The organism is Thermocoleostomius sinensis A174, assembly GCF_026802175.1.
Taxonomy (GTDB): Bacteria; Cyanobacteriota; Cyanobacteriia; order Elainellales; family Elainellaceae; genus Thermocoleostomius; species Thermocoleostomius sinensis.
Window position 1 is genome coordinate 4910528 of the sequence record NZ_CP113797.1, and the last position, 12956, is coordinate 4923483.

Annotated in this window: 9 protein-coding genes; 3 read left to right on the forward strand and 6 right to left on the reverse strand. The window is 49.3% G+C overall.

Features of this window, described 5'->3' with window-relative positions; genetic code table 11:
* Window positions 1-212: 212 nt before the first annotated feature.
* The 3 genes from pntB to OXH18_RS21165 form a co-directional block, all read right to left on the reverse strand.
* On the reverse strand, window positions 213-1655 hold the full coding sequence (gene pntB / locus OXH18_RS21155) for a Re/Si-specific NAD(P)(+) transhydrogenase subunit beta (protein ID WP_268609447.1): 1443 nt from the start codon (window positions 1653-1655) through the stop codon (window positions 213-215).
* A 146-nt stretch (window positions 1656-1801) separates the two neighbouring features.
* Window positions 1802-3418 carry a Re/Si-specific NAD(P)(+) transhydrogenase subunit alpha gene (gene pntA, locus OXH18_RS21160; RefSeq protein ID WP_268609448.1) on the reverse strand — a complete coding sequence of 539 codons (1617 nt, stop codon included), beginning with the start codon at window positions 3416-3418 and terminating at the stop codon, window positions 1802-1804.
* A gap of 659 nt (window positions 3419-4077) precedes the next feature.
* Window positions 4078-4260 (reverse strand): hypothetical protein, encoded by a 183-nt coding sequence (locus OXH18_RS21165; RefSeq protein WP_268609449.1) that lies wholly within the window; start codon window positions 4258-4260, stop codon window positions 4078-4080.
* A gap of 588 nt (window positions 4261-4848) precedes the next feature.
* On the opposite strand from OXH18_RS21165, the gene OXH18_RS21170 reads away from it, so the two are divergent.
* On the forward strand, window positions 4849-5874 hold the full coding sequence (locus tag OXH18_RS21170; protein WP_268609450.1) for a long-chain acyl-[acyl-carrier-protein] reductase: 1026 nt from the start codon (window positions 4849-4851) through the stop codon (window positions 5872-5874).
* Between the two features lie 35 nt (window positions 5875-5909).
* Here the strand turns inward: OXH18_RS21170 and OXH18_RS21175 are convergent, their stop codons facing one another.
* Entirely contained in the window at window positions 5910-7583 is a 1674-nt protein-coding gene (locus OXH18_RS21175) for a DUF2079 domain-containing protein (RefSeq protein WP_268609451.1), read from the reverse strand.
* 89 nt (window positions 7584-7672) lie between these two features.
* Window positions 7673-9016, reverse strand: a complete 1344-nt coding sequence (locus OXH18_RS21180; protein ID WP_268609452.1) for an oligosaccharide flippase family protein — start codon at window positions 9014-9016, stop codon at window positions 7673-7675.
* Window positions 9017-9334: 318 nt separating this feature from the next.
* Between OXH18_RS21180 and OXH18_RS21185 the strand changes: the two genes are divergently transcribed.
* Complete coding sequence (locus OXH18_RS21185) at window positions 9335-10258, forward strand: DMT family transporter (RefSeq protein ID WP_268609453.1); 924 nt, start codon at window positions 9335-9337, stop codon at window positions 10256-10258.
* Between the two features lie 77 nt (window positions 10259-10335).
* Here OXH18_RS21185 and galE read toward each other — a convergent pair whose 3' ends face one another.
* The gene (gene galE / locus OXH18_RS21190; RefSeq protein WP_268609454.1) at window positions 10336-11334 is read right to left on the reverse strand and encodes a UDP-glucose 4-epimerase GalE; all 999 of its coding nucleotides are present in this window, start codon (window positions 11332-11334) and stop codon (window positions 10336-10338) included.
* Between the two features lie 218 nt (window positions 11335-11552).
* On the opposite strand from galE, the gene OXH18_RS21195 reads away from it, so the two are divergent.
* Entirely contained in the window at window positions 11553-12929 is a 1377-nt protein-coding gene (locus tag OXH18_RS21195) for a cobyrinate a,c-diamide synthase (RefSeq protein ID WP_268609455.1), read from the forward strand.
* The last annotated feature ends 27 nt before the right edge of the window (window positions 12930-12956 follow it).

Sequence of the window (12956 nt, forward strand, 5' to 3'; positions counted from 1 at the left end):
AACCCATGGGCAGAAAAGTCATCGACCTGACAAAACAGGGATTCCAAACTGCCCATAGGACGGTTAGATGGGTTGAGCGTTGGGTGCTTTCTGGGCATGAAGGGCGATAAAGCAATCTGACTCCCTTTCTCCTTGCTTGGAAGCAGGGGATGGGGAATGAGGGTTCGACCAACCGTGACATGCCCTTATGCAATTGCACGGAACTAGGTACGTTAACGAGTCGAAACTGCCAACACAGGTGATGTAACCCGATCGTCCTGCTGAGATAATTGACTGAGAATGGCGTCTAGATTTTTCTTGGCATCGCCAAACAACATGCGCGTATTGTCTTTATAAAACAGTGGGTTTTCTACTCCGGCATAGCCACTGGCCATGCTGCGTTTCATCACAATCACGGTGTTAGCTTTCCACACTTCCAAAACAGGCATTCCGGCGATCGGGCTACTGGGGTCTTCTAGGGCGCTGGGGTTGACCGTGTCATTGGCTCCAATGACCAACACCACATCAGTTTTCGGAAAGTCATCGTTAATCTCGTCCATTTCTAAAACAATGTCATAGGGCACATTTGCCTCTGCTAGTAGCACATTCATATGCCCCGGCAAGCGACCTGCGACTGGATGAATGCCAAACCGCACCTCAACGCCTCGCTGACGCAACACTTTTGTAATTTCTGAGACTGAATGCTGGGCTTGTGCCACTGCCATGCCATAGCCCGGCGTAATAATCACGCTTTGCGCATTTAGCAGTAGATCGATCGTGTCTTCGACGGTCGTTGACGTTGCTTCACCCGTGGGACGACTACCCTGGTTTCCGGTTCCACTCCCCGCACCAAATCCACCTAAAATCACGCTGAGAAAATGACGATTCATGGCTCGACACATGATGTAGCTAAGAATGGCGCCACTGCTGCCTACTAGGGCACCCGTAATAATCAAGAGATCATTAGACAACATGAACCCGGCAGCGGCGGCGGACCACCCGGAATAGCTGTTGAGCATTGAGATTACAACAGGCATATCAGCCCCACCGATCGCCAAAATCAGATGAACACCCAATAGGGCCGCCAATCCCGTCATGATCAGGAGTGGCAACAGTCCATCTGAGTTTTCTGCCCCCATAAACAACACACCCAACCATACCGACACCGCCAATAGCCCTAAATTCAGCGCATGGCGAGCCGGTAGCAATAGTGGTTTACTGGGCAGAATCGTCCGCAGTTTTCCGAAGGCAATGAGCGACCCAGTAAAGGTCACTGCCCCAATGAAGACACCAATGAAAATTTCTAGTTTGTGGATGGTTTCTTCTGCCCCAACCAGAGGTTGCCCCGATTGGAGATGGTTCGCAATGCCCACCAGCACTGCTGCGGCTCCAACAAAACTATGCAAAACTGCCACTAGTTCCGGCATCGAGGTCATTGCCACGCGAGACGCGACAATCGCCCCAATCACGACACCCGGAATGACCGCCGCACCCAGGATGGCATAGCCTCCGCCCATAACGCTAGTCAAGGCCGTAGCCCCAACCGCAATTACCATGCCGAGAATGCCATATAGATTGCCTTTACGGGCTGTTTCTTGATCTGACAATCCGCCCAAGCTAAGGATGAACAAGGCGCTCGCCGCAATATAAGCGACGGTTAAAAGGTTGCTGGACATGTTTTCTGTTTAGGTTTAGAGGGTAATGGGTAATGGGTAATAGGTAATGGGTAGTGGGGGTGGGAAATAATAGGGGAATGGATTGGGTCGGTGTTGTCTACCATTCGAAGTTTTACTGAATCTCCAATCCCTAACCTCCAATCCGCTTATTTCTGAAACATTTTCAACATGCGCTGTGTCACCAGAAAACCGCCTGCAATGTTGATCGTGCCAATCAGAATGGCGATCGCACCCAAAATCGTTGTAGCAGAGGTAAGCGAGCCAGAAATTTGCAACATGCCACCAATAATAATGATGCCGCTGATGGCGTTGGTGACGCTCATTAGGGGGGTGTGCAGCGCTGGCTTCACGTTCCAAATCACCTGCCAACCAACGAAGCAAGCCAAGACAAACACGGTGAAATGGGACAAGAAGGACGGAGGAGCCGTGAGACCAATTCCCAACAACGCAGCCCCAATTAAAGCTGGCATTAATAGGGTGGTTACTGAATTCCTAGAAGGAGGTGTTTCGGGCGTGGGTGGTGCAGCGGTGGCAGGTTGGGAAGCGGATTTAGCTGGAGCAGCCGCAGGTTTGGGAGGGGGATAGGTAATTGCGCCATTATGGGAGACGAGCGCACCCCGCACAACTTCATCGGTGAGATCAACCTTGAAGTTTTCCGAGCCGCCCATATCTTTAAGCAAATGGCATAAGTTTGTGCCGTACAGTTGACTCGACTGGGTCGCCATCCGACTAGGCAAATCGGTGAATCCAATTACAGTGACGCCATGATAGCGATACACGTCGCCAGGACGGGTGACTTCACAGTTGCCACCTTGTTCAGCAGCCATGTCCACAATCACCGAACCTTCCTTCATAGTTTCCACCATCTGACGGGTGATGAGAATCGGGGCTTTTTTACCAGGAATCAGCGCTGTGGTAATGATGATGTCTACTTCTTTAGCTTGATCGGCAAACAATGCCATTTCTGCCTGAATAAATTCATCGCTCATGGTTTTGGCATAGCCGCCTTCCCCAGAACCATCTTCGGCGAACTGAAGCTCCAGGAATTCTGCTCCTAAACTCTGTACCTGCTCTTTGACGACTAGGCGAGTGTCAAATGCCCGCACGATCGCCCCCAGCCCTCTGGCCGCTCCAATCGCCGCCAAACCTGCCACTCCTGCACCAATCACCAGAACTTTAGCAGGTGGCACTTTCCCAGCCGCCGTAATTTGCCCGGTGAAGAATCGCCCAAACTGGTTGGCCGCCTCAATGACTGCACGATATCCCGCAATATTAGCCATCGAACTCAGCGCATCCATTTTCTGAGCGCGACTGATGCGGGGTACAGCATCCATTGCCAGCACCGTGACTTTGCGGGCCGCAAGCGTTTCCAACAGCTGCGGATTTTGCGCTGGATAGATAAAACTTATGAGGGTTTGCCCTTCATGCACCAGATCGACTTCAGACTTGTTGAGGTGAGGATGGAATTCGGGCGATCGTACCTTTAGCACAATATCGGCAGTGTGCCATAGTGCTTCCACATCATCCACGACTTCACACCCCGCTTGTTGATAAGCTTCATTGGGAAAATTGGCAGCGATTCCGGCATCTCGTTCAATGAGCACATGAAACCCCATCTTCTGCAACAGTTTAGCCGTGTCGGGCGTTGCTGCCACTCGACATTCACCTGGAATAATTTCCTTGGGAATTCCAACACTAAGGACTGTCTTAGATCCTGCTTCGGCAGACAGGTTACTGGTCTGTGGTTCAACCGTTGCTGTCATGAAAACTCCTATCGAAATTCACTAGAAACCTATCGTTTTGAAGAATCGTTCCTGAACCAATCTTCGTTCCAAAATACTGCAAGCTTCTATCGTTAAATCATGTCAATACACATGACAACTACTGTTATGTTACGCACGTCACCCTTGGCACATCCAGTTTCATCCAACTACTCAATGCAACATAATAATTGCTTGAATTGCTTGAATTGAAGCTTAACCAGTGATAATAGAACGCCCTGATTGATCGACAATCGTAACGTTCCACCGCTAAGGTTGCAAGTTCCTGCATCGTAAATGGCTTCAGCGTTGTCAAGACATATCTTTAGCTTGTTTTATGGATTGCTAATCCTCATTAACCTCATGAGCGAATGTATTTCGATCGTAGTAATTGCCGATTCATTTTGTTTCATTTCGTAGTGTTAATTCATAACAATTTATTCAAAAACGTTCATATAGTTTTATTGAATTATTCGATTCATTTACTTTGTGCAAACTGTTGGTTTTCACCACAAAGTGCAACGAAGTAAAACATAATAAAAAACCAGTCCTACTCAAGAACTGGCTTTTATAATCAATTTGAGCTATTCATTTAGTGAGCTAAACGGTCATTTATCAATGCGCTTTAATCCTTTAAATCTAGTTGCTCACTTCAACAACTTTCACTTCAACAACTGCAAGCACTCTTCTACCAACAAGGCCGCCACGGTTGCAAACGCTGTAATGCCAAGCGCCAACAGAGGATGTTGACCTTGGCTAACGGCAAAATAGGTTACGGCTCCTGCACCCAAAGCAGCAGTGATAACTGCACTGAGCCAGTCTCTTTTAGGACGTTTATCGTACATGGGTTACTGTATCGGCGCTTTTCGACAATCAGTGATTTCTATCGTTCCTCACCCTACCACCTGTTGCCTAGGCGATCGATACCCTCACCACTATCTTGTAATCAAGTTTTAGATTTGGTTATTCTTCTTAATTAAGAAAATTTAATCTAGAATATTAAATTAAGGTGAAGAAATCCTTACGTAGAGACCCACGGAGGTAATGAAACTTAAATGCTATAGGTGGCGGTATAAAGACTGAATTGCTTATTAGCACACTACTAGTTGAGTCTCCCATTGTATATTGGGGCAAACTAGTCATTACCCATTGATCAAGTTCCATCGATCGAGTTCCATTGATCGAGCCATCGCTGGTAAAGCTCAGGTTCATACCATCAATTTTTCTACGATCGGTGGGAATTTCAACTTGGGAAATCTCCCAAGGATTACTGTTTTAACAAGTTCTGCTGAATAAACTTTGTGCGTTTCGTAAATCTGTCCCCATGCCTAAGCCTTTGTTCCATTTTGTGTAGTATTTTTGAAAGTGCTCAGTTCTGAGCTTATGCTTCACCGACTGTCATTCCCATTCAGGCACAATCATTATCGCTGTACATGTTTGGTTTAATCGGTCATCTTACAAGTCTTGAACACGCCCAGTCCGTTGCTAGGGAGTTAGGTTATCCAGAATATGCTGATCAAGGACTAGATTTTTGGTGCAGTGCTCCACCACAAATCGTTGACACCATTAAAGTCACTAGCACCACTGGTCAACAGATTGAAGGTCGCTATGTTGAGTCGTGTTTTCTGCCTGAAATGCTGGCAAGTCGGCGCATTAAAGCGGCTACCCGCAAGATTGTCAATGCTATGGCCCATGCACAAAAGCACGGAATCAATATCACAGCATTGGGTGGTTTCTCGTCGATTATTTTTGAGAACTTTAACCTTCAGCAAATTCAACAAGTTCGCAACATTAAGCTAGAGTTTGAACGGTTTACCACTGGCAATACGCACACGGCTTATATTATCTGTCGGCAAGTGGAGCAGGTTTCTAAACAGCTTGGAATGAACCTCTCGGATGCAACGGTTGCTATCTGTGGAGCCACAGGCGATATTGGCAGCGCTATTTGTCGTTGGCTAAATGCTCGGACTGATGTGCAAGAACTGCTGTTGATTGCCCGTAACCAAGAGCGGCTCCAGTCCCTACAACAGGAGTTGGGGCGGGGGAAGGTGATGGCCCTGGAAGAGGCATTACCCCAGGCTGACATTATTGTTTGGGTAGCTAGTATGCCCAAGGGCGTCGAAATTGATCCAACTCGTTTGAAGCAGCCCTGTTTATTGATCGATGGTGGCTATCCCAAGAATTTGGCCAAGACGGTGAAGTATCCAGGTGTTTATGTGCTAAATGGTGGCATTGTTGAGCACTCGCTTGATATTGATTGGCGCATCATGAAGATTGTTAACATGGATGTGCCGGCTCGTCAGCTTTTCGCCTGTTTTGCTGAGTCGATGCTATTGGAGTTTGAAAAGCTATACACTAATTTTTCCTGGGGACGCAATCAAATTACCCTAGAAAAGATGGATTTGATTGGGCAGGTCTCACAAAAGCATGGTTTCAAGCCGTTGCAGCTTGAAGCATAGGAAGGGGAGTCCCCTGGGTCGGCTGAGTGAAAAGCTCATGATCGATCGCTTGTCGCATTGAGGTGAGCTTCGATCGCTTGCTGTAGCTCTTGACGGTAGGTGAGCCAGTTGTTAAGGACCTCTGGATTTGAGGGGGTTTTATCTTGTAACAATAAAACTCCATCGTTTAAGGCAATCAACCCATACTGCCGGTCCAGGATGCGATCGACCTGCTCAATCGCCACTACAAGGCTCTGCCGATAATCGGCAAAGGCAGGTTCATACTGCTGGAGATACCACAAGTCGGCGATCGCGTACTGCATTCGCACGGTCTTGTTTTGGTCATTGCGCAGCCGTAACCGAGGAAAGCGCAACACTTCCCGACGGTTAGACACATGCGCCACGATGTGATCGGTCGCGGTGACGCTGGCACCTGGGGGAATTTGAGCCAGGAGCGATCGAATTGCTTGGCTGTGCTGCCATTGACGCGGTGGCGACACGTACACCCAGGGTCGAAACGAATCGGGAATCAACCACGATAGGGTGCGGTTAGGGTTCGCTGTAATCGTAAAAAATAGCGACAGAATGATGCAAATAGCCCAAACCCGTCGAACGCGACGATCGAACCACTGAGTATGAGTTGACCACCAGAGAATTGCACCATAAAACAGACCAGGGACTAGGGTCATGGCGTAGCGTAGGTGCAGCGATAACGCTGTAATATCTTGCTGCTGAATCAAAATTTTCAGAGTAGGAAAGCCAGCTAGGGCCCAAGCGCTAGGGGAAATGACTGTGACAAATGCCAGCGGCACCCACTGTCCCAACAAGTAGCGCAGGGTGCGATCGAACGGCGTGACCACTTCTATGATTAATCGCCTCGGATTGGTGAGAATTCCGATTAGTACATCGAGTGTCGAGGCTTCGTCTCCGTCTACAAATTGGCCAAATTCTTCGATCATGAACCGCTGCGAAACATCGGTGGAAAACAACGGCATAATCAGGTTGGTAACAGCGAGCATGTATCCCAAGCTGAGGGCACATAGCCCCACCCCCAGCCAGGGGAAGCGCCGACTGACCAGGAGGTAGAATCCCACGCCAAATAGCACCACGCCACTGTCTTCGCGCACCAACAGTGTCAGTACCGCCAACACTCCTACTAGCCACCACTGCCGTTTCTCCAGCGCCAACAGTAACCCAAAAATATAGAGCGGAATTTGGCAAATGTCGTGAAAGTTAGCCAGGGTAGGACTGATGACAGCAATCGCGGCATAGTAACTGACGGCAATCCAGGCAGAAAGCTGAGGGGGGTGATAGTGCCGTGCCAAAGCATACAACACCAAGCCAGCGATCGCTACCAGCGTCACTTGCAACACAGACAACCCAGACGGGGATGGAAACAGTGCATACCAAGGCAACCACAGCAGCAGCGCAGGGGTGAAATGTTGACCCAGTCGATGATAAGCGACATCGGGAACGTCGCCCTGTATCACCGCCACCGATTCGGTAGAAGAGAGCGACCCTTCAAACCAGCGCCCGTGCAGATTGTTCCAAAACACTTGATTAAAAATGCCTTGATCAAACGAAACGTAGGTGGGGTAAAAGTTATAGTACCGTTGCAGCACCAGCACACAGCCAATCGCCCAAAACAGAATCGCAGCGACTAGCACCCGTCGTAGATAAGGCAGATCGAGGAGTTTTTGCCAGGAGGCTACTTTTTGCCCAAAAGTCATGCTGTCTGAGGCCCAAAACCAAGAGCAGGCTACCAGATCTTATGAAGCGATCGGCCAGAATGCAATGGGGTGTTTAGATGATCGCCAGATCATTGCCAGAGTCGATCGATTGGTAGCCCCCATCCCAGCCAGTAGCGCCCTCCCACCAACAGCACCACCAATCCCAGCAGCAGCAAGGTGGCCAGCAAATCTTGTCGGGTTGTGGTTAGCTGCTCGCGCCAAGCGCCATAGCCGATCGCGGCATAGAAAGGTAGGTCATTGAATGCAATAGTGAGAATTGCTCCAAACACACCCAATTGTGAAAAGGCAAGCGGAACTGCCAGGAGCATATAGATGAATTTCAAGCAGTAGCCAATGGCCCCATAAATGGGTTTACCAATCGCTAGCAGGGATGAGTTAATCGTCAGCGAAATGGCAGAGGGCCAATTCCCCAAGGCCAGAATTGCCAGCATCCAGGCAGCCGCATGGTAGCGCTCGTCATATAGATTCACGATTACCAGATCCCCAAAGCTCCCAAGTAGGGCAATGCCTACTGCCAGCGCTACCAACAGCAACCATCGCTTTTGCAGAATTTTTGCTCGCAGTTCTGGTCGGGGCAAATCGGCCCGTTTCGAAACCACCGGAAAAATCACTTTACTGTTGATGGCAACAATGACAGAGTTTGGAATGAACGAAAACGTAAATGCGATCGTGTAGACGCCAAGCATTTCCAACGAAAGCAACCGGCCCAAAATTAGGCGATCGGATTGTTGGGCCAGAAACGTCATTGCGGTCGATAAAAAGATCCAACGCCCAAAGGTTGTGAGATCATGAACGGCATCTTTGTCCCACGTGAACCGATGCGGCATCCTGGGTTCTAGACGGTGACTCCAAATTAATTTGCAAAAGCTTGAGATTAAATTGCCGCCCACCAATGCCCAAATGGTTTGTCGAAAGAAAGCCCACAAAGTCATCACGCCCAATGCCAGGCTTTGAATAGTAATCTCAAAAACCGTGAGCTTGGCAATCGCCACCTTACGACTGAGCAACGCCAGCGACGTAGAGTTAAAGCCATCGATGGCAACGGTTGTTCCTACGATCGGCACCAACCACAGCAGCCGCGAGTCGCCATAAAAGTTTGACACGGGCAGTGCAATCAAAAAGCAACCAACCCAAAGCAGCAAACCCCGCATCACCTGCATCGTCCAGGCAGTATTCAAAAATACGGGATCATCTCCTCGCTTGTTTTGAATGATGCTGGGACGAATACCAATATCGGAAAACAAATTCAATCCGGTGATGAATGTTTGCACCAGCGCCATCAAACCGAACATCTCTGGAACCAAGAGGCGAGTCAGGATCAAGTTTCCAATCAGTCGCAAAACCTGACCAGAGCCATATCCTACAAACGTCCAGAGTGCGCCTCGAACAGCAAGTTTTTGTAATGAAGACATTGTTCCCCCTCCACAGCAGCGATCGAATCGAATGAGTCACCAGAAGCTAGCTATTCAACGAAACTGGCCCAAAACGCAGAAGGGTCAAGGGGGAGAATGAATTGTAATCAGGCAATGGACAACAAGGGAGTAGCACAGTGGGTGATGCACGGAGGTCACATGGAATTACGCTGGACTGTCTTTAAGATTTTTAAATGGTTCCAGGGTGGTTGGGTAGCTGTAACCGGATGGTTTACTGAATCCTCATACGGAAATTCAAATTTGCAGGATGATTTGAAGGAAGCAACAACATCGAAATAGACTCGCGAACAAGCACTCATGAATGCATCGTCTAGACCAGCTACCTGGCAAATTTGGCTGATTTTAACTGCTGGAATTCTATCAGTTTCAACGGCGGCAATTTTTATTCGGCTAGCGTTTGCAGCAGTGGACAGTGCTGACGTTGGCTTTAGCTTGGTGTTAGCGGCCTCTCGCCTAACCTTGGCAGCCTTATTTTTGTTGCCAACTTGGCGAACCTTGCACGTTACGCCCTCGTCACGATCGGCCTTGATTTATTCAGCCATTGCCGGCGTATTTTTAGCCGTACACTTTGCCGCCTGGATTACGTCATTAGCTTACACCTCGATCGTGGCCTCAGCGACCCTTGTCACCACTAATCCAGTTTGGGTGGCGCTAATCTCTTGGATATGGTTTCGCGAAAAGCCAAGCTGGACAACCAGTAGTGGCATTGCTCTAGCGCTAGTGGGTAGTTTGCTGGTGGCGATCGGCGGTGGTAGTGATGACGTGGGCAGTAATCCCCTATTGGGAAACGGGCTAGCCCTGCTTGGTTCAATCGCCGTCAGTTTCTATTTCCTGATTGGACGAGAAGCCCAACAACGCGGATTGGGAATTGGCAACCATGTTGCCGTTGCCTATGCCACAGCGGCGATTGTGTTGTTACCGCTGCCATTCTTATTTAGCACTGGCTACACCGGATATTCCGTTCAGGTTTACCTAGCTATTTTACTGATGGCCCTGTTTCCGCAGCTAGTTGGTCACACCAGCTTCAATTGGGCCGTGCGTTGGATTTCACCCACCCTTGTTACCCTTACTATCCTGGCAGAACCGATCGGCGCCAGCATCTTGGGCATGATCATCTTTCGGGAAACTCCAGGCTGGACTGTCGTCCTTGGTGCACTGGTCATTCTCAGCGGTGTAGCCGTTGCTGCTGTCGGAACTCGATCGGAGGGAAAGGGAGAGTGATACCAATTCCTAGAATTAGCCTGACAGATTTCGTAGGGGTGTTTTGCGAAACGTCCTTTTCATCCTTAATCCTTTCCTTACCCGTGTCGTTGTTGATGCCAGTTCCAAGCGTGGGTAATGATTTGCCGCAGGTCGGCATATTGCGATTGCCAACCTAGCATGTCTTTGGCTTTGTCGCTGCTGCCCACCAGTGCAGGCGGATCTCCAGGACGCCGATCGCACTCGACAACTTTAATATCTCGTCCGGTGACTTCTTTGGCCATTTCAATCACTTCTCTGACCGAGAAGCCATTACCGTTGCCCAAATTAAAGACTTGACTATCGCCACCGCTGAATAGGTAGTTGAGTCCTAAAACATGGGCAGTAGCCAAGTCGTTGACGTGAATATAATCGCGGATGCAGGTCCCATCAGGCGTGGGATAGTCTGTACCAAACACCGAAATCGAATCACGCTTACCCAGTGCCGCTTGCAGCACTAACGGAATCAGGTGGGTTTCGGGGTTGTGATCTTCGCCCAAGCGCCCATCTGGATCGGCCCCAGCCGCATTGAAGTAGCGGAAACAAACCGACTTAAAATCGTAAGCGGTGTGAAAGTCTGCCAAAATCTGCTCCACCATTAGCTTAGACATACCGTAGGGGTTGATGGGTGCTTGGGGATGTTCTTCGGGAATGGGAACCGTTTTGGGAACACCGTAAGTGGCACAGGTAGAGGAGAACACAAATTTTTTAATATTAGCTGCCAGCATGGCTTCCAACAAAGTCAGTGTGCCTGTGACATTATTGCGGTAGTATTTGGCAGGATTGCCCACCGACTCGCCCACATAGGCATAGGCGGCAAAGTGCATGACGGCCGCAATTTCGTGCGTGGCAAAGAGATTGTCCAGCAAGGGTCGATCGTTCGTGTCACCCACAATTAGCTTAGTTTGCAGAACCTCTTCAACGAGTTCACGGTGACCATAAACCAAATTATCTAGCACCACAACGTCATAGCCTGCTTGTTGAAGGGACAGCACCGCATGAGAACCGATATATCCTGCACCGCCTGTGACTAGAATGGTTGATTGAGTTTGTGACACGAATAACTCCTTGTACCCTTAGCTGTTTTTTTAGAGAACCTAAAATAAATAGGGTTTTTGTGTAAAAGACTTTAAAAGGATCTCGACTGAGTTATAGCAACTCTTGTCACTCGCAGCCATCTCTGAAGGCAGCAATCGTGTTTAAACTTTATCTATTTCTCAAGTATTGATGAACGAATTGTGCTTTTACCTGTATTGTCTTTTCCATTTGTCGTGTTATGGCTGTAGTGATTGCAGGAGAACGGAGTGGCGCTGGCAAAACCACCGTTACGCTGTCGTTACTCGCCGCATTACAACGGCAGCAATTCACTGTTCAATCATTTAAGGTTGGGCCGGATTACATCGACCCCATGTTTCATCACTACATCACCCGTCGTGCCTGCCGCAATCTCGATCCGGTGCTGACCTCCGAAGCCTATGTATGTCAATGTTTTTACACCCATCAGCACAACGTAGACTATGCCCTGGTAGAAGGTGTAATGGGATTATTCGATGGTGCAGGAACCGACGATCGCGCCAGTACTGCTCACATAGCTCGGTTATTAAACTTACCGATTTTGCTCGTCCTCGATTGCAGCCGCCTATCTCGATCGATTGCCGCCCTAGTTCACGGATATTGCACCTTCGATCCGCGCCTTCAATTTGCCGGGCTAGTGCTCAATCGGGTGGGCAGCGATCGACACCTTGCCGTTCTTAAATCCGCCTTGGAACCACTTGGATTGCCTATTTTAGGTGTCTTGCGACGGCACGACGAAATCACCATTCCCGATCGCCACCTGGGTTTAGTTCCCACCGCCGAATTGCCTGACCTCGATGCCCTCATCGATCGCTTCGCCGACCTAGGAAAACAGTGCTTCAACTGGAACATCCTCCTGCCCCTCCTCAGACCCTCATTCAACCAAGCTCCCTACTTCTCACTCCCCATTCCCCACTCCCCACTCCCCACCCCTCAGTCCCCCAGAGTCGCCATTGCCTACGATCGCGCCTTTAACTTCTACTACGCCGACAATCTGGAACTTCTGCAACAATTCGGCGCAGCGCTTGTATGGTGGAGTCCACTGACAGAGCCATTTCCCCAACCCATTCATGGATTATATTTGGGCGGTGGATTTCCAGAAGTATTTGCACAACCATTGAGCGCTAATCGAGCCGCCCGGCTAGCCGTCAAAGCCGCCATTGAAGCTGGGATGCCCACCTACGCTGAATGTGGTGGCTTGATGTACTTGTCTAAGCAACTAGTGGATTTTGACAATCGCCCGTGGGACATGGTGGGGGTGCTGCCCACCATTGCTCGCATGGAAAAGCGCCTCACCTTGGGCTATCGCCGGGCTGTATCACTACCAAACAACCTCTTTGTTGCTCCAGAAACCGTGACATGGGGGCACGAATTTCACCGTTCTGTCGTACTTGGTCAATCAGATGCGCCGCTTTATCAAATTCAGGGTTATGATCCCCAGAGTTCATTCTCTCTAGAAGGATGGCGAATTCATCAAGTTCATGCCTCCTATGTTCATTTACACTGGGGAGCTAATCCAGAGATTCCAGATCGGTTTGTGCGATCGTGCCTTGAGTATGCCCAACTGAAGCAAGCCTAGCCCCCAAACCCCTCAAAACCCGACTCC

Coding starts and splice junctions, on each gene's coding strand:
- pntB (WP_268609447.1), bottom strand. CDS start 1,655: ATGTCCAGCAACCTTTTAACCGTCGCTTATATTGCGGCGAGCGCCTTG.
- pntA (WP_268609448.1), bottom strand. CDS start 3,418: ATGACAGCAACGGTTGAACCACAGACCAGTAACCTGTCTGCCGAAGCA.
- OXH18_RS21165 (WP_268609449.1), bottom strand. CDS start 4,260: ATGTACGATAAACGTCCTAAAAGAGACTGGCTCAGTGCAGTTATCACT.
- OXH18_RS21170 (WP_268609450.1), top strand. CDS start 4,849: ATGTTTGGTTTAATCGGTCATCTTACAAGTCTTGAACACGCCCAGTCC.
- OXH18_RS21175 (WP_268609451.1), bottom strand. CDS start 7,583: ATGACTTTTGGGCAAAAAGTAGCCTCCTGGCAAAAACTCCTCGATCTG.
- OXH18_RS21180 (WP_268609452.1), bottom strand. CDS start 9,016: ATGTCTTCATTACAAAAACTTGCTGTTCGAGGCGCACTCTGGACGTTT.
- OXH18_RS21185 (WP_268609453.1), top strand. CDS start 9,335: ATGAATGCATCGTCTAGACCAGCTACCTGGCAAATTTGGCTGATTTTA.
- OXH18_RS21195 (WP_268609455.1), top strand. CDS start 11,553: ATGGCTGTAGTGATTGCAGGAGAACGGAGTGGCGCTGGCAAAACCACC.